Origin of the sequence: Staphylococcus sp. 2S1, assembly GCF_046721335.1 — a bacterium.
Classification (GTDB): Bacteria; Bacillota; Bacilli; order Staphylococcales; family Staphylococcaceae; genus Staphylococcus; species Staphylococcus equorum_A.
The window spans coordinates 1,258,508-1,275,539 of record NZ_JBEUUJ010000003.1; the positions used below are offsets into that span (position 1 = coordinate 1,258,508).

Here is a 17,032-nt window from a genome sequence, read left to right on the forward strand (position 1 = left end):
ATAGGGTATGAACAGGAGGACTACATTGACATTTACAACTTATGCTACACAAAAGTTACCTGAAGAAAAAGTTTTTAAAGACCCGATTCATAGGTACATTCATGTCAGAGATCAAGTGGTTTGGGATTTAATCAAGACGAAAGAATTTCAACGCTTACGTCGTATTAAACAATTAGGCACTTTATATTTATCATTCCATACGGCAGAACATAGTAGATTTGGGCATTCGCTCGGTGTATATGAAATTGTACGGAGATTGATTGATGATTCATTTGATGGTCGTGAAGCGTGGAATAATGATGACAGACCGTTAGCATTATGTGCCGCATTGTTACATGATTTAGGGCATGGGCCATTTTCACATAGTTTTGAAAAAATATTTAACACGGATCATGAAGCATTTACACAAGCGATTATTACAGGACCAACTGAAGTAAATGAAGTATTGAAACGTGTCTCAAATGATTTTCCACAACAGGTTGCAGATGTAATTAATAAAACGCATGAGAATAAATTAGTGATTTCTATGATTTCGTCACAAATTGATGCAGATAGAATGGATTATTTACAACGTGATGCTTATTTTACAGGAGTATCCTACGGTCAGTTTGATATGGAACGTATTTTAAGATTAATGCGCCCGTCTAAAGATGAAGTGCTTATTAAAGAAAGTGGTATGCACGCAGTAGAAAACTTTATTATGAGCCGTTACCAAATGTATTGGCAAATTTATTTCCACCCAGTAAGTCGAGGTGGGGAAGTATTATTAAATAATTGTTTGAAACGTGCGAAGCAGTTATATGAGGAAGGCTATACATTTAAGATGCATCCTACAGATTTCATACCGTTCTTTGAAGAATCCATGACAATTGAACAATACGTAGATTTAGATGAAGCGGTGGTATTGTATTATTTGAAAGCATGGGTGAAAGAAGATGATGAGATTCTAAGTGATTTATCTCGTCGTTTTATTAATCGCGACTTATTTAAATACATGCCGTTTGACGGTTCGATTATTACAATTACAGAATTAACCGATTTGTTTATACAAGCAGGTATAGATCCAAATTATTATTTTGTAAGCGAATCGTTCTCGGATTTACCATACGATTATGATAGACCAGGATCAGATAGACAACCTATTCATTTATTGCGCCGTAATGGTAAAATACGTGAAATTAGTAGTCAGTCATTAATCATTCATAGTATTACTGGTATAAACAGAGAGGATTATAAATTATATTATCCTAAAGAGTTTATTACTGAAATTGAAGATGAAAATATAAGCAATGCGATTATCAGTATTTTGAATGAATTAAATTAGCGATTAACCAATACGAGTAAAGTGTTGGCAATGGAATGATCGTATTGAATACAACTTTTAAAAACCATTTAAGTATACATGAGGCGTATTGTGGTTTTAAAATAGAGCTTAGATATTACAAGTAATTATGAAACTTATTTTATGGGAGGTGTTTGCTAGTGGCTGAAAGCAAAGGTTTTAAATTTAACATCATTAAGAATGACCCACTAGATGGACATAAAGGTACGAATATCGGTTCAATCAGTTTAGATAACGTAGCGCCTGTCTTTATCGATGTTCAAAATAAGGAAGCCTTTATTGATATTGGTGGTATGCATGCGCGCGCAAGTGTCGAAAAAGGTGTTAAGTGGATAAAAGAAAAAGAAGTCGTTGAAGGTGAAGATGCTAAAGAGTATTGGTTGTGTCGGGTTACGACTGAACGAGGCGAAAACGGTCCCTACTATGCAGGTGTTACAGGCTGTTATTTAATGGTGAACAAAAGTATTCGTAGAGGATATAAAAGCATGCCTGAACATGTCAACATGATGGATAAATCTATGAAACGTCAAATAGAAATTGAACACATCGGTGAAGAAAACAAACAAGTTTTAAAAGATTTTCTGAAAGCACATGACATTGAGATGTGGAATAATTCTGAACAAGCTTTGCATGACGCATTAGACACTAAGTAAATTTAATGTAAGTAACATCTAAGACATTTTGGTTTTAGATAAAGTAGACAGCCGAATTGTTTGAATTCTGGCTGTTTTTATTATGTAAAAGCAACTGAATTGTAAGTGTTGCATGTAAAATCTAATCAGCTATTTTTATATTACTGCTGACTTCGGCATGTGAAAAGAAATTTTATATTTTCAGTTAGTATGAAATTAACGTTTTGAAAATTGTTTTCGCAACTGTATTGCTTATTTCAAGTATGCTATAATTGTTTGTATTATTTTAAAGATTAGGGTGAAACGCACATTGGAAAACAATGTTAATATCCAGACGAAACAAATTGTTAAACAATTTGATAATAAAGAGAAATTTTCGCAAAAGACACAAGGATCTTGGCAAAAACGCAATGCTGAATTTATCCGATATCAAGAAGAAATTAATGATGTTACTGTAAATGTGACGGTGAAAATTGAGGAGTCAGGTGTCAAAATCATTCGCAACGGTGAAATTAAAATGATTCTTCATTTCGTTGAAGGTGAAGATACGATTACTTTATATGAAATTAGTGGCGGACGCATCCCACTAACAGTACGCACACATTCCATTTTACATTTTGTTACGCCTGATGGTGGCAAATTGAAAGTACATTATGATTTAATTCAAGATGAAGAGAAAATGGGATCTTATCAATATGAAATTACTTATAAGGAGACACCATAATGAACATAATTGATCAAGTCAAACAAACGTTGGTTGAAGAAATTAAAAACAGTATTCAACAAGCACAACTTGCTGATACAACTGAAATTCCAGAAATCAAAATAGAAATTCCTAAAGATAAAAGTAACGGTGACTATTCAACAAATATTGCAATGGTCTTAACAAAAATAGCAAAACGTAATCCACGTGAAATCGCACAAGCTATTGTAGATAATTTAGATACAACAAAAGCTAAAGTAGAAAAAGTAGCTATCGCAGGACCTGGATTTATTAATTTTTATTTAGACAATTCGTACTTAACTGCAATCATTTCTGAAGCAATGGATAAAGGTGACAAATTTGGCCATACTGAAGAAGCTAATGGTAAAAGTATCTTAGTAGAGTATGTTTCTGCAAATCCAACAGGTGATCTACATATTGGACATGCGCGTAATGCGGCAGTTGGAGATACATTGTCAAATATCTTAGAAGCAACAGGCTATCAAGTAACAAGAGAATACTATATCAACGATGCTGGTAATCAGATTACGAATTTGGCGCGCTCCATTGAAGCACGTTATTTTGAAGCGCTTGGTGATGATTCTTTTGAAATGCCAGAAGGTGGATACCACGGCAAGGATATCATTAATATCGGTAAAGATTTAGCTGATAAACAACCTGAGTTAAAAGACCTTTCAGAGGACGAACGTATAAAAACATTCAGACAACTCGGTGTCGATTATGAAATGGAAAAATTAAGAACAGACCTGTCTGATTTCAATACGCACTTTGACAGTTGGTTTAGTGAAACATCTTTATACGAAAAAGGCGAAATTAAAAAAGTTTTAGATAAAATGACAGAACTTGGTTATACGTATGAACAAGATGGTGCAACGTGGTTACGTACGACTGATTTCAAAGATGATAAAGATAGAGTATTAATCAAGAAAGACGGCAACTACACGTACTTCTTGCCAGATATCGCTTATCATTTTGATAAAATTGAACGTGGCAACGATGTATTAATCAACTTATTTGGCGCTGACCATCACGGTTATATCAACCGTTTGAAAGCATCGTTAGAATCATTCGGTGTAGAAAATGACCGCCTTGAAATCCAAATTATGCAAATGGTTCGATTAATGCAAGATGGACAAGAAGTGAAAATGAGTAAACGTACAGGTAATGCAATTACGTTACGTGAAATTATGGATGAAGTTGGCGTAGATGCTTGCGCGTTATTTCTTAACAATGCGTAGTCCGGATACACATTTTGACTTTGATATGGAACTTGCGAAACAAGAATCTCAAGACAATCCAGTGTATTATGCACAGTATGCACATGCACGTATTTGTTCGATTTTGAAACAAGCTGAAGAAAGAGGCATTAAACCTTCAAAAGAAGCGGATTATTCATATATCACAAATGCAAAAGCAATCGATTTATTGAAAAAAGTAGCCGAATTCGAAACAATGATTGAAAGCTCAGCAGTTCAAAGAGCACCTCATAGAATTACGAATTATATTCAAGAGTTAGCTTCTCACTTCCATAAATTCTATAATGCGGAAAAAGTATTAACAGATGATGTTGAAAAGACAACAGCGTTAATCGCACTTATTAATGCAGTCAAAATCACAATGCATAATGCATTAGATTTAGTCGGTGTTAATGCACCAGAATCTATGTAAGTAAAAGTCTAAAGTGATAAGATTTGATTAACGAGAGTGAGTAATAGATTTGTATGGATCAGATAGTGTAACAACTCATCCAATAACAAATCGTTGCTCGCTCTTTTTTTATAAATGAACTACGAGCAATTACAAAACTTAAAATTGAAGAGAGGTGGATATATGATGTTGGATACAAAAACGTTATATCAACTATTATATGAGCATATGGGTCCTCAGGGTTGGTGGCCTGCAGAATCAAAAATAGAAGTTATGTTGGGCGCGATTCTCGTTCAGAATACGAATTGGCGAAATGCAAGCATATGCAATTGAATCTTTAAAGCAAGCAACACATCTAGAACCACAGCACATCTTGAATTTAAAGTTAGAAGCGTTACAAGTATTAATTAGGTCGAGTGGGTTTTATAAAAACAAGGCACAAACCATACTCTCTTTATTAACTTGGTTGGATCACCACGATTTTGATTATCAGGAGATTAATCATCGTTATAAACAAGACTTGAGAAAGACGTTGTTAGAAATTAAAGGTATTGGTAGTGAGACAGCTGATGTACTCATCGTATATATCTTTGGAGGTGTTGAGTTTATAGCAGACAGTTATTCTAGAAGACTATATCGAAAATTAGGATATACGCAAACTGACAGCTACGAACAATTAAAGCGACATATTAAATTACCAGATGACTTTTCAAATCAAGATGCTAACGAATTCCACGCATTGCTAGATAATTTTGGCAAAAATTATTTTAACGGTAAAATAAACTCAAAATATACATTTTTAGATGCTTATTTTGAAAATGAAACAAGTGGTTGACCTTCACGTAACGTAATACTACATACTGCGTTATAGGAGGCGAGATAATTGAAACAACAATTTAGTCCGAAAGACATCGCACATATTACTGGTGTAAGTACGCGCACATTGCATTACTACCATGAAATAGGTCTGTTAATACCCAATCAAGTTTATGAGCAAGGCTATAGGTCATATAACATGGAAAATCTAACGAAACTGCAAGCATATTTTATTTTTAAGAGCGCTAGAATTAACATTAGAAGAAATAAAACAATATTTTGAAGGCACTATCAATGAAAAGAATAAAATACTCGGTACACGTTATGAAATTGTTTTAGATAAACGTAATCAATTCAATCGTATTTTGGAGAAATTAGATGAACATTTTAAAAATCATAGTCATGAAGCGCTAGATATAGAAGACTTCAGTGGATTTGATTTAACCAGTCAGTATGAGCGTGAAGCATACAACAAATATAAAGATTCTAATTATTATAAAGCATTTGAACAAAGTAACGCTCGAAAGCATAAACATCAGCAACAATCGAATAATGACAAAATTAAAACACAACTTGAAGGTTTTTTTGATAAAATGAACCAGTTGCAAAATGAGGGCATCACACCTAATCAAGCAACTGACAATATAGAAGCATTTAAACGTATTTTATCGATGCAAGTGACTAATTGTGATAACCAATTTATTGAATATATGGCACTTACGTATGAGCAAGATGAACGATTTATAAAAAATATTAACAAAAATCGTAACGATGATTTCCATCACTATTTGATTCAAACAATGCGTATATTTGTTAATAAAGAAGATAATTCAAATTAAATTTGTATGCCGTTGAATTTGTTTATAACATATGACACAAATGCTTAACTAGACGAGGCTGGGACATAAATACATGTCTCAGCCTCAACCATTTTATTGGTTTTACACTCAAATGTGAATTTATAGAAAAAAATTAGCATTGATAATTAAAATTGAGCTAAATTTTGATATGATAAAGAAAAGTATGAACTAGGAGATTACGACGTGAAAAGACCTTATAAAATTTTTTATCTTTTTATTGTTTTAGTATTTTTATTAGCAGCTTGTGGGACAAATGAAGAGCAATCTAAAGAGAAAGCACAGAATTCGGACAAACGTTCTTACGACAGAATTATATCATTGATGCCGAGTAATACTGAGATATTGTATGAATTAGGATTAGGAAATAATATCGTGGGTGTCTCGACTGTGGATGACTATCCGAAAGAAGTTAAAGATAAGCAACAGTTTGATGCAATGAAATTAAATAAAGAATCCTTATTAAAAGCAAAACCAGATTTAATTTTAGCGCATGAATCACAGAAAACAACAAGTGGTGACATATTAAATACGCTTAAAGATAGTGGCGTTAAAGTAGTCTATGTGAAAGATGCACAATCACTTACCGAAATGTATAATACCTTTAATCAAATTGGTAAGGTGACTGGTAAAGAGGATGAGGCTAATGCGCTCATTAAAGAGACAAAACAAAATATTAAAGAAGTGAAAGCATCAGTACCGAAAGATGCTAAACCACAAAAGGTGTTTATGGAAGTCTCTTCCGAACCAGAAATATATACAGCAGGTAAACACACATTTTTTGATGATATGTTGAACCAATTAAACGCAACGAATAGTTTTTCGAATTTAGAGGGTTGGCAAAAAGTAAGTAAAGAAGCAATTATTAAGAAAAATCCAGATGTTATGATTTCGACAATGGGTATCTCTAAAGCCGAATACCAAAAAGCGTTGAACCATCGTGGCGGATTCAGTGACATAAAAGCAGTGCAACACAATCATGTTGAAGCTGTGAATGGCGATCAAATTTCACGTCCAGGGCCACGTATTGATGATGGACTAAAAGCTTTGAAAGAAGCCATTTACAAATAATAGGTATCCGCGCATTATCCATATAGTCGTACAATCTTGTACTTATGAAATTCCAGTTGTTTATTTGGAGAGGTGTAGTGTTAAGCCTAAACAGATGGTATTGTAATAATTGAAAGATTTCATTGAAAGCGTGGCAAAAAAATGAAGTACTATAAATCAATCATAATATGGCTAACAGTACTCATTGCTAGCATATTGCTAAGTTTATTATGGAGTATTGGTGACATCAGTGACGCATTGACTCAAACGATTCTCTTTCAAGTTAGAATACCAAGAACACTACAAGCTTTGCTTGCAGGTATTGGCTTGACACTTGCTGGCCATATGTTTCAAACATTATTGAATAATCCATTAGCGGATAGTTTCACATTAGGATTAGCGAGTGGTGCAACATTTGGGTCAGGCTTGGCTGTCGTCTTAGGCATGTCATTTATATGGTTACCGATCTTTTCAGTTGCATTTAGTATTATTACATTGGTTTTAGTCCTTGCTCTAACGATGGCGATGTCGAGAGGTTATCCGATTAGAACATTGATATTATCAGGTATTATGATAGGTGCTTTATTTAACGCCTTTCTATATATACTCATTATATTTAATCAAAATAAAATGAATAATATTGTCAATTATATGTTTGGTGGATTCTCTTCAGCTGAATATAACGAAGTGGTATACATTGGCACAGTGTTACTCATTGGTGTTATTATTTTATTAAGCATGATTTCTAAAATTAAAATATTACAACTTGGCGATTTACGGGCCAAATCATTAGGTTTAAATGTTCAAAGTATGACATATAGCGTGCTGTTGATTGCTTCAATTTCAACTGCAGTAATCGTTGCTTATGTTGGTGTTATTGGCTTTATTGGTATGGTTATACCCCAACTTGTACGGCGACACAGTGGACATTATGATTTAGGACAACAAATGATACTTAATATGATTATTGGTGGTACAATTATGGTGCTTTCAGATTGGTTGGGCAGTGTTGTTTTAGAACCATTCCAAGTACCTGCAAGTATTATACTGGCTTTACTGGGTATTCCAGTATTATTCTATATCATGATTACACAACCACGTATGTATGAATAGTGAAGTATAAATAGATGAATATATGCTGCTAAGCATGAATTAAAGTAAAAGTTTGAATTAAAGAGGTAATGATGATGGACTTAACACAAGTAAAAGCGGTCGTCTTTGATTTAGAAGGTACACTGTTAGATCGAAAAAAATCTCGCGAAAAATTTATTGAAGAACAGTATGAAAGATTTCATGACTATTTAGTACGTATACAACTTGCAGATTTCAAGAAAAAATTTATAGAATTAGATGATGATGAAGATCATGATAAACCAGAATTATACAAAGCAATTATTAAAGATTTTCACGTTGATCGCTTAACATGGAAAGACCTATTTAATGATTTTGAAATGCACTTTTATCGTTATGTATTTCCTTATTATGACACACTTTATACACTTGAAAAGCTAACAAGTAATGGCTATCTCACGGGTGTAATCGCAAATGGAAAGTCGAAAATCAAACAATTCCGAATGCATACTTTAGGTGTAGAAGATGCGATTAATTATTTGTCTACATCTGAAACAGTAGGCTACCGTAAACCACATCCTAAGATATTTGAAGATATGTTATCCCAACTAGGGACAAAACCAGAAGAAACGATGTATGTGGGTGATGATCCATTGAATGATGTTGCACTCGCGAGAGCGATGGGAATGATCAGCGTTTGGTTTAAGGAAGATGATGAGGTTGAAGTAGAACCATTACCAGAAGAAATAGATTTTACAATTAGGAGCACTGAAGAATTATTAACAATATTATCTATAGCGAAGAAAGGAAGATAATCAATGAATTTATTTACAACAAAAGATGGCGTCGCTTTGAATTACAGAACAAGTGGTGAGGGCAATGCTATTGTTATGATACACACTGCCTTAGATAATTTATCTATATACAAGGAGATTGAAAATGCTTTCAATAAAACGCATCAAGTTGTGCTTATTGATTTAAGAGGTCATGGTTATTCAGATAAACCAAATGATATTGAATTTAAAACATATGCAGAAGATATTAAAGCGTTATTAGATTATTTATATATTCCAGAATGTGCAGTAATTGGTCATGAGTTAGGCGGCTCAGTTGCTGCCTCATTTGTTGCTCAATATCCAGAGATGACAACGACACTGACATTAGTGAATCCAACGCTACTTAACGAAATAACACCTGAAGAACGTTTGTATCGCAAATATTCGGATACAGTACGTAATTGGGAACAAGAAGCGCAACAAAAGTTTTTTGACAAGCATTTATATTATTCAAAACGCGCGACTAAAAAAGTTTTAAAACAAGTAGACGATACCAATGCAATTGCTACGAACGCTGAATTACAGGCAGTGAAGGAATCATTTAACAATAATCATATTATGCATTATTTAGGAAAAATTCATTTACCAACTTTAATTATCGCCGGACAGCATGGCGAAAGAACAACCGTTGTAGAAGCTAAAGAAGTGGGCGACTATATTGGAGATGTTTCGTTTGAAGTGTTCGAAAAATCAGGTTTATATCCGTTTATAGAACAAAAAGAAAAATTCCTGGACGTTGTAAGAGATTTTATTAAAACAAATGAAAAAACAAAAATATAGTATAGCCTGTATTTATATTACGAAATGATATGAATATGTAATCTTTTTGTAACATCCCTGTTAATTACGTAATATTTATAGTACACTGTTGATGAGCACAAAATAACTTATAAATAGAAGGAGAGAGTGCTTATGAAAAAAATATTTGCGGCAGTTTTAGTTTCAGGGTTAGCGTTTTCTGGAATTGGTGCAGGTAGTGTGGATGCGGCTTCAGGTAACTCTATCCAAAATGTTAAGGCATTGCAAGAAGGAGATACAACATTAGAAGGTGCAACACTAGGCGAGTCTATTCAAAGTGTATTGAAAAATAACAATACACCAGTCTATTCTCATCGACCTGATGACAATGAACATTATTATGAATTTAAAAAAGAGAATGGTGTACTTATTGTAACTACTGACGGTAAGAAAAATGAAGGCGAAATTACTCGTGTTTCTATGAGTTATAATGATACTGATGGCCCGACTTATGATGAAGTTAAAAATGAAGTCAGCAAAGATGCGGTCGCACGTGAGCATTATAATAACGTAACTGGTAATTTTGGTTATGTGCAAGATGATGAAGCTTCATATCAATTCAGTTCGTCATCTCCAAGTGATAAAAACATCAAACTTTATCGTATAGATATTGGTGAATAAGTATTACTTGTAGCATTTAAAAGAATAATTTGACCGGCAAGTGTGAAACTATATACTTGTCGGTTATTTTATTGTTAAAATAAGTGTAAGTATGAGATTATAAATTAAATTATAATAGTTATAGTTCAAATATTATTAAAGGAGCTTGTCATGAGAGTTAACGACAAAGTACTAGTGGAAAACATTAATGATTATTTCACTCATAAAGGTCTTTCTCCAAATTTAATAGATGATATTAAAGTGAAATTGAAAAAAGATTTTCAGAAATCTGAAGAAAAAGATGAAGATTATATTGAATATAGAAAAAAATCACCTGCTGAAGTGATTTTGACGATACAACGTAATTTATTTACATTACAATTGAATCCTATTGTGTTTTTTATACTTAATTTTATATTGTTATCGTATTTATATGATAAACAATTTGTGCCATTCCAAGCAAGCAACAGGATTGTCTATCTTTTATTGTTTAATTATCTTACCAATTTCGATTTTTATATATTTGCGTATTGATTGGAAAAATTATCTTTATAGTAATAAAGTCGAAAGAATAATAGGATTAGTAGTGGCAGGAGTGTCCTTTATTCTCATTATTGCACACGCGTTTAATATGAATTTAGGCATCGTAGCAGTGACAGTATATGGGCATCAAGCCGTCTTTTTTGTAGGTATTATATTTAGTATTGCGGGTCTTTATTTTAGAAGATTAGAATTTACTGGTATTGGTTTACTACTTTGTCAAAAAACAATAGACGCTATGATTAGCAGTCCTGAAATTGCTCAAATTGGATCCATCGTTATTTGGTTCTTGCTATTAATTGTTATTATTTATTACACAATTCGTATTTCATCTAGAAATTAAAGTGAAAATAGTATATGTGAATATATTTTTAGAGCTCTCTTCAAGACGTTAACTGAAATCCTTCGTTAACTTGAAGGGAGTTTTTTGTTAGTTGGCACAGAAAAAAATAATAAATTAATAAACGATATATTCTGACAAAAACAAAAATAATAGCGTAATAAACATGAAATAAGGGTATATTACTTCTGTAAAGGGAGGTGGCCCATAATGATAAAAATCGAAACAAGTTGTAACAACGAGATAGCATATATCCGTGAGGGTCAAGGTTTTCCTGTTATATTAATACATGGACTAGATAGCAATATGGCTTCTTTATATAACTTGAAAGATGCATTGAAAAATAAATTTGATGTTATTGTTTATGATGTGAGAGGGCATGGTAAATCTTCCAAGCCGAACTCCTTTAATTTAGAAGATCATGTTGAAGATTTAAAAATATTAATGAAAAAATTAGATGTTGAAGTAGCACATTTAATTGGACATGATATGGGTGGCTTAATAGCTAAAAATTTTACTAATAAATATGAATCAATGGTTGCATCATTAACTTTAATTGCATCTAATCTGATAGATAGTGTACACGGGTTAAATAAATTAATGATAGAACATCAAGACGAAATAGAAGGCTTTGATAAATCTGAAGCACTTATTCTACTATTACCGTATATGTATAAAGACCAGGAAAAAGCGAAAAAATGGTTTCAAAACCAGCTCATTTATAGTAGACAATCAGCCGAAGATAGTGTCTGTTGCGACAAGAGCTTTAATGGGATTTCCAGTTTTTAATAAAGATATTGAGATTAAACATGTTAATGTACCAACTTTGCTAGTTAATGGGAAATATGATCCTTTATTTATGGGGGAATCAACGAATAGATACGATCATGCGTTTCAAACTTTAACTATTTTAGAATTTAACCAATCCGGTCATGCGCCGCATATTGAAGAACCCGAGCATTTTGTAGAAGTGTATTTAGATTTTATTAGCACTTTGAAATATCAAAAGAATGATTTAGTATAAATGCTTCTTGCAAAGTCGTTTTAAAATACGCGTTGTTATTTTATATAGTATAGATACTGCAATGCTTTTATTTCTTTATGAAATACTGTTGATATATGTCTCAGGACTTTATCAACGGTATTTTTACTATTTGTAAGGAATGAAGATTTTGAAGATGTGTTGGTAACATGCAAAAGGCAAGTACATATAAAAAGGGATTTTCCAATATATTGGAAAATCCCTTTAAAAATAAGTTGAATATATTATAGAAACTTGTTTGATTGTAGAAATTTAAAGTAACTTAAACTTCTTTTTCGTCGTTAGCTTCTTTAATACGATTATTAACGCGAGTTAATAATTCATTTATTTTTTTACGTTGTTTAGTGTTAACTAAGATTAATACAGTTCTTTCATCTTGTTCGTTACGTTTCTTATCAAAATAATCTTCTTGAGATAAGTTTTTAACAGCTTTAACAACTTGTGGTTGTTTGTAATTCAAGTGATTGATGATATCTTTTAAATAATATTCTTCACTTTCATGCTCGCTAATGTATGTTAATACAGCGAACTCCTCGAAACTTACTGAAAATTCTTTTTTGATAATACCTTTTAGTTTGTCGAGCATATGTGACCATAGCTAATAATTCAAAGCAATCATTGATTTTGGTGATAGCCATCCTAATTCCTCCCTATTCTAAATGCCCAATCAAATATACATATTAATAATTTTTTTGTATGATTATTTGTCTTAATTCAAAGTTAAATACAAAGTGTTTGTCATAATTTGTGGCTCGATTATATTTAAGTGAAATATATTAAAACCACTATTATTTAGTTTATTATAACTAAATAAAAATAGAAAGTAAACAAAAACATGTTTAAGCGTTACGTTAATGATTTCTATTATTAATTCAATTCTTTAAATACCAATACGCTAATCAAAATTTATTTTTCTGTTTTTCAATTTACCTTCATATGATAAAAAGGCTAAATAATCTCAATGGATTTTAAAATGATAACTTTTTATAACGTGTACGTCTAATTTTCGGACAGCACTGTATCAGCATTTCTAGCTATGACATCTCCTTGATTTAAACCTTCAAGAATTAGTACATCTTTGTTATTACCCGAATTTTGTGTTTTAATAACCCGTTTTATAAATTTTTTATTTCTTTGTATGAAAACAAATTGCTTATCATGTATTGCTGTTTTGGGAATTTCAATGATGTGATTAGATATTTCTACTTTGAAATGCTTACCTAAAACAGCGTTAGAATTTGAATTTATCTCAATTAAATATTTGGAATTTTTAGTTGATGGGTCTATATCTATTGGGAATTTAGAAATATAAGTCACTTCACCGTCAAATGTTTGCTGATTATTGTCTTTAATAGAAACTTTGTCTTTTAAATGAAGCTTATCAATAAGGAATTCATCAATTTCAGCTTTGATTATTGTAGTAGGATCATAAATTTGCATAACAGGAGATTTAGTTAGATTAGGCCATGATTTATTAATATGGACGATGCCAGTCGCTGGAGCATAAACTTTAATACGAAGTCGTTCTTGGAGTTGTGAGATTTGATTTTGTAAGCGTAATACTTCTGATTGTATCAGGGGAGTGGAAGATTTATTGTTTTGTTTTAATTGTGCAAGGTATTTTTGCTTACTATTAATTTGTTGCTCAATACGTGGATTGTAATATTCAAATAGAGGTTGGTTTTTTTCTATTTTGTCATGTGACTTAACGAACCAATCGTTAATATAACCTTTATGGGGTTCATAATGAACTGGAAATCGTTGCGCAGGTTCTTGCTTTCCTATAAAGGTATAGGGTTTATTATAGGTTATTTTCAAAGTATCAATAGGATGTTCTGGTTTACTTGTGACTATTTTAATTTTGAAATAGTAAAAACTTAGGGCGCCGATACTACAAAGTATTATCAACAGAGTAAATAAAACAATGATTTTCTTCAATGATGTCACCTCTTGATGTATTGATGATTTGATTATACAGCGAAAAGCAGGGGTTTTGTTATAAAAAAAGAAGTCATTTACTAAATGTTAAAAGTAAATGACTCGAGAGAACAATTTTTTAAAATAATCTCAATAAAATGATACCAATCATTATGGCAATAATACCGAAAACTTTTCTCTTAGTGATTTTATTTTTATATGTACCCAAGCAAACCGAAATGATCTATGATAATACCCATTAACATTTGACCTAGCATAACAATAATTGTAGTCAATGCAGCGCCAAGGTGAGGCATTAAAATAATATTCGTGGTCACAAATATCACACCTAAGATACCACCGATAAAGTAAATAGGCTTAAGACGTCCTTCTTTAGGTGTGAAAGTAGTAAGTTTAAGACTTCTATTAAAAATTAAAGTCAAAATAAATAATACGATTGTACCTACTGTGAATGAAATCAGTGAAGCCATTACAGAGGAATTTATTTGTTGACCCAATGCGCTATTAATAGCAGTTTGAATAGGTGGACAGAAACCAAATATAAATCCAATGATTAACCAAATATAAATTGAATTATTTTGATTTTTATCTTTTGGGTTTCTACGAACGTAATTCATCAGAATGATACCGAAAATTAAAAAGATAATACCCAGTACTTTAAATACTGTAAAGGCTTCTTTATCAGCTCCAAACCAGCCAAATGTGTCGATTGTTACACCCATAATGATTTGACCAACTACAGTAAGCACTACAGTAAGGGATGCACCTAAACGAGGTAAAAGGAGTAAGTTTCCAGTTAGGAAAATGACACCAAGCATACCACCGACAAACCATATGTAACTAAAAGATTGGTTGCTGTAAAATTGTGCAGTAAAGACATGAGGATTCGTTATAAGATTGATTAAAATTAAAAAGATTGTACCTGTAGCAAATGAGATTGTTGACGCATAGAATGAAGACTTTGTATAAAGGCTTAGTCTAGAGTTGATTGAAGTTTGGAATGGTACAACCATACCTGCGATAATCCCAATAATATATAAAAGGAACATTAAATCACGCTTTCTATTAGGATAATTACATTATATAGGAAAGGTTATGTTTTTCCTATGTTTAAATTATTTAAAAGAATATGAGCTTTTTAGTTTATTATGATGTACACAACACAGAAAATATAATAGAATACGTATGTTAATGGTTTTTGGGAAATAAGATTAACAACTATGAAGTAATAATAACTTTATAATAATAATAGCTTTTGAAGAAGTGAGTGACTAATTATATTGAAACAGCTTTCCATAATTCGACTAACAGATGAGGAAACTTTTTTTGTTGGAGCAGGAAGTAATGATGGCATTAAGAAAAATCAATTTATAGAAGTGTTGAATCCAAGAAGATCTTATAAAAATTTAGCTCAAATTGTTGAAGTGTATGATAAATATGCAATATGCAAGAAGTTAGGTAAGAAAAAGATATTTTTTGGTGATAAGGTTAGATTGAGACCCTTTAGAAATTAATGGTATAATTGAATAATATTGTGGTTAACTAATGTGCTGTATAAACAGTCAATTTTCTGCATAAAAGGAAGGCCTGAAACGTTTGTTTCAAGCCTTTTTTAGTTAATCATCTAACTCAATAGCTTTATATTGAGAATCAACTAATTTTCAAATAGAACGTTGGTTGTCTTATCTATTAATTGGGCACCAAATACTTTTGTGGGGATGCCTGTTTTGGGTCTCAAAATATCAAGCGTGATTAATTTATTCATGCCATCTTTAACTGTACTTTCATTTACTGGATGTTCAATCTTAGGTAGTTGCAATTTGATAGTTTTATTCACAAGCATCATTGAAAATAAGTTCTAATGTTTGGGACATCATGTCATTCTCCTCCTTAATTAATTATTTCAGTTTTAATAACTTCTATAGTGTCAAAGTGCTCTCCAGTAATTTGTTCAATAATAGATTTGAAGCTTTTTATTTGTTCGGGTGTTGATTCTGTATTTAAATTTGCGAAATGACGCTTGAACTTTAAAGCTTTTCCATCTTGATCGTACAAAACACGGGATAATGTGACTGCAAGCTGTTTAATTTGATTCATTTGCTTAACCTCCTTTCACTATATATATCGAATAAACATGTTAAAATGGTCAAAATTTTTTTGAGAAATTCGGTTTAAATACTTCCATGTGACATAAATATCATATATCATTAAATAAGAAACATTCAATTTGTTAAGAGGTGAATATATGAATCAAGTGGACCCTATAAGGGATATAAAAGAGATGAAGTCTATGTATGAAGTCTTAAGTAATAAGTCGAAACGAGACTATTTATTATTCAAATTTGCAATACATACTGGTGTTAAACTTTCTGAACTACTAAATCTTAGCGTGTCAGATATAAAAGACGAACACGATGATATTAAACAATATTGGCTAGAGGATCATGCTCCCAATATTCATATTAGATTACCCGACACATTGAGGAATGAGTTAATGATCTTTATTACAGAAGAAGATCTTAAAAATGATGAGCTATTGTTTCGCTCAAATAGAACTTTAAAAGGTTTATCAAGACAACAAGCATATCGTATTATTCATGCCGTCGCTGAAGAGTTAGGCATGTTACATATTGGTTTGACGACGTTAAGAAAGACATTTGCTTATCATGCTTATCAATCTGGTATTTCTATTTCTATTATTCAAAAATATTTAGGTCATCAAACAACTTTTGAAACGATGAAATTCATAGGTATTTCTGCGAAGACAACTAAAACAACAATAGCTTTAAACTTATAAAA

At 31.8% G+C, this 17,032-nt stretch carries 15 protein-coding genes and 6 pseudogenes; 16 read left to right on the forward strand and 5 right to left on the reverse strand.

What is annotated here, in order from left to right; all coding sequences use genetic code 11:
* Nucleotides 1–7: 7 nt before the first annotated feature.
* The 14 genes and pseudogenes from ABLV90_RS06600 to ABLV90_RS06665 all read left to right on the forward strand — a co-directional run bounded on the left by ABLV90_RS06600 (nucleotide 8) and on the right by ABLV90_RS06665 (nucleotide 12,277).
* Nucleotides 8–1,324 carry an HD domain-containing protein gene (locus tag ABLV90_RS06600; RefSeq protein WP_176721520.1) on the forward strand — a complete coding sequence of 439 codons (1,317 nt, stop codon included), beginning with the start codon at nucleotides 8–10 and terminating at the stop codon, nucleotides 1,322–1,324.
* Between the two features lie 158 nt (nucleotides 1,325–1,482).
* Nucleotides 1,483–1,995, forward strand: a complete 513-nt coding sequence (locus ABLV90_RS06605; RefSeq protein ID WP_460872381.1) for a YwhD family protein — start codon at nucleotides 1,483–1,485, stop codon at nucleotides 1,993–1,995.
* Nucleotides 1,996–2,284: 289 nt separating this feature from the next.
* Complete coding sequence (locus ABLV90_RS06610; RefSeq protein ID WP_069832620.1) at nucleotides 2,285–2,698, forward strand: YwiB family protein; 414 nt, start codon at nucleotides 2,285–2,287, stop codon at nucleotides 2,696–2,698.
* Nucleotides 2,698–4,366, forward strand: a pseudogene (gene argS, locus ABLV90_RS06615) (arginine--tRNA ligase). The gene ABLV90_RS06610 and the pseudogene argS overlap by 1 nt, the downstream one beginning before the upstream one ends.
* A gap of 165 nt (nucleotides 4,367–4,531) precedes the next feature.
* Nucleotides 4,532–5,180, forward strand: a pseudogene (locus tag ABLV90_RS06620) (endonuclease III domain-containing protein).
* A 48-nt stretch (nucleotides 5,181–5,228) separates the two neighbouring features.
* Complete coding sequence (locus tag ABLV90_RS06625) at nucleotides 5,229–5,444, forward strand: MerR family DNA-binding transcriptional regulator (protein WP_460872382.1); 216 nt, start codon at nucleotides 5,229–5,231, stop codon at nucleotides 5,442–5,444.
* An 82-nt stretch (nucleotides 5,445–5,526) separates the two neighbouring features.
* On the forward strand, nucleotides 5,527–6,000 hold the full coding sequence (locus ABLV90_RS06630) for a TipAS antibiotic-recognition domain-containing protein (RefSeq protein WP_460872383.1): 474 nt from the start codon (nucleotides 5,527–5,529) through the stop codon (nucleotides 5,998–6,000).
* Between the two features lie 204 nt (nucleotides 6,001–6,204).
* Nucleotides 6,205–7,089 carry an ABC transporter substrate-binding protein gene (locus ABLV90_RS06635; protein WP_069832624.1) on the forward strand — a complete coding sequence of 295 codons (885 nt, stop codon included), beginning with the start codon at nucleotides 6,205–6,207 and terminating at the stop codon, nucleotides 7,087–7,089.
* 141 nt (nucleotides 7,090–7,230) lie between these two features.
* A complete protein-coding gene (locus ABLV90_RS06640) occupies nucleotides 7,231–8,181 on the forward strand; it encodes a FecCD family ABC transporter permease (protein WP_427705342.1) in 951 nt (316 codons plus the stop codon).
* A gap of 74 nt (nucleotides 8,182–8,255) precedes the next feature.
* The gene (locus ABLV90_RS06645) at nucleotides 8,256–8,954 is read left to right on the forward strand and encodes an HAD family hydrolase (RefSeq protein ID WP_460872384.1); all 699 of its coding nucleotides are present in this window, start codon (nucleotides 8,256–8,258) and stop codon (nucleotides 8,952–8,954) included.
* A gap of 3 nt (nucleotides 8,955–8,957) precedes the next feature.
* Nucleotides 8,958–9,755, forward strand: a complete 798-nt coding sequence (locus ABLV90_RS06650; protein WP_460872385.1) for an alpha/beta fold hydrolase — start codon at nucleotides 8,958–8,960, stop codon at nucleotides 9,753–9,755.
* A gap of 132 nt (nucleotides 9,756–9,887) precedes the next feature.
* Nucleotides 9,888–10,394, forward strand: coding sequence for an SA0570 family protein (locus tag ABLV90_RS06655; protein WP_460872386.1), 507 nt, complete (start codon nucleotides 9,888–9,890; stop codon nucleotides 10,392–10,394).
* A 150-nt stretch (nucleotides 10,395–10,544) separates the two neighbouring features.
* A pseudogene (locus ABLV90_RS06660) lies at nucleotides 10,545–11,256 on the forward strand (hypothetical protein).
* Between the two features lie 207 nt (nucleotides 11,257–11,463).
* Nucleotides 11,464–12,277 (forward strand): annotated as a pseudogene (locus tag ABLV90_RS06665) (alpha/beta fold hydrolase).
* A 280-nt stretch (nucleotides 12,278–12,557) separates the two neighbouring features.
* Here ABLV90_RS06665 and sarA read toward each other — a convergent pair.
* The 3 genes and pseudogenes from sarA to ABLV90_RS06680 all read right to left on the reverse strand — a co-directional run bounded on the left by sarA (nucleotide 12,558) and on the right by ABLV90_RS06680 (nucleotide 15,282).
* A pseudogene (gene sarA, locus ABLV90_RS06670) lies at nucleotides 12,558–12,933 on the reverse strand (global transcriptional regulator SarA).
* Nucleotides 12,934–13,294: 361 nt separating this feature from the next.
* Nucleotides 13,295–14,233, reverse strand: a complete 939-nt coding sequence (locus tag ABLV90_RS06675; protein WP_427707556.1) for an efflux RND transporter periplasmic adaptor subunit — start codon at nucleotides 14,231–14,233, stop codon at nucleotides 13,295–13,297.
* Between the two features lie 118 nt (nucleotides 14,234–14,351).
* Nucleotides 14,352–15,282: pseudogene (locus ABLV90_RS06680) on the reverse strand (DMT family transporter).
* Between the two features lie 231 nt (nucleotides 15,283–15,513).
* On the opposite strand from ABLV90_RS06680, the gene ABLV90_RS06685 reads away from it, so the two are divergent.
* A complete protein-coding gene (locus tag ABLV90_RS06685; protein ID WP_069815159.1) occupies nucleotides 15,514–15,747 on the forward strand; it encodes a hypothetical protein in 234 nt (77 codons plus the stop codon).
* A gap of 140 nt (nucleotides 15,748–15,887) precedes the next feature.
* On the opposite strand, the gene ABLV90_RS06690 is transcribed toward ABLV90_RS06685, so the two are convergent.
* Nucleotides 15,888–16,070: a DUF2922 domain-containing protein gene (locus ABLV90_RS06690; protein WP_460872387.1), complete on the reverse strand. Its 183-nt coding sequence runs from the start codon at nucleotides 16,068–16,070 to the stop codon at nucleotides 15,888–15,890.
* Between the two features lie 53 nt (nucleotides 16,071–16,123).
* A complete protein-coding gene (locus ABLV90_RS06695) occupies nucleotides 16,124–16,330 on the reverse strand; it encodes a sigS mRNA-stabilizing protein SroA (protein ID WP_069815161.1) in 207 nt (68 codons plus the stop codon).
* Between the two features lie 148 nt (nucleotides 16,331–16,478).
* Here ABLV90_RS06695 and ABLV90_RS06700 point away from each other — a divergent pair, with 148 nt between their 5' ends.
* On the forward strand, nucleotides 16,479–17,030 hold the full coding sequence (locus tag ABLV90_RS06700; RefSeq protein WP_460872388.1) for a tyrosine-type recombinase/integrase: 552 nt from the start codon (nucleotides 16,479–16,481) through the stop codon (nucleotides 17,028–17,030).
* Nucleotides 17,031–17,032 lie beyond the last annotated feature (2 nt).

Coding starts and splice junctions, on each gene's coding strand:
- ABLV90_RS06700 (WP_460872388.1), top strand. CDS start 16,479: ATGAATCAAGTGGACCCTATAAGGGATATAAAAGAGATGAAGTCTATG.
- ABLV90_RS06645 (WP_460872384.1), top strand. CDS start 8,256: ATGGACTTAACACAAGTAAAAGCGGTCGTCTTTGATTTAGAAGGTACA.
- ABLV90_RS06650 (WP_460872385.1), top strand. CDS start 8,958: ATGAATTTATTTACAACAAAAGATGGCGTCGCTTTGAATTACAGAACA.
- ABLV90_RS06695 (WP_069815161.1), bottom strand. CDS start 16,330: ATGAATCAAATTAAACAGCTTGCAGTCACATTATCCCGTGTTTTGTAC.
- ABLV90_RS06600 (WP_176721520.1), top strand. CDS start 8: ATGAACAGGAGGACTACATTGACATTTACAACTTATGCTACACAAAAG.
- ABLV90_RS06640 (WP_427705342.1), top strand. CDS start 7,231: ATGAAGTACTATAAATCAATCATAATATGGCTAACAGTACTCATTGCT.
- ABLV90_RS06655 (WP_460872386.1), top strand. CDS start 9,888: ATGAAAAAAATATTTGCGGCAGTTTTAGTTTCAGGGTTAGCGTTTTCT.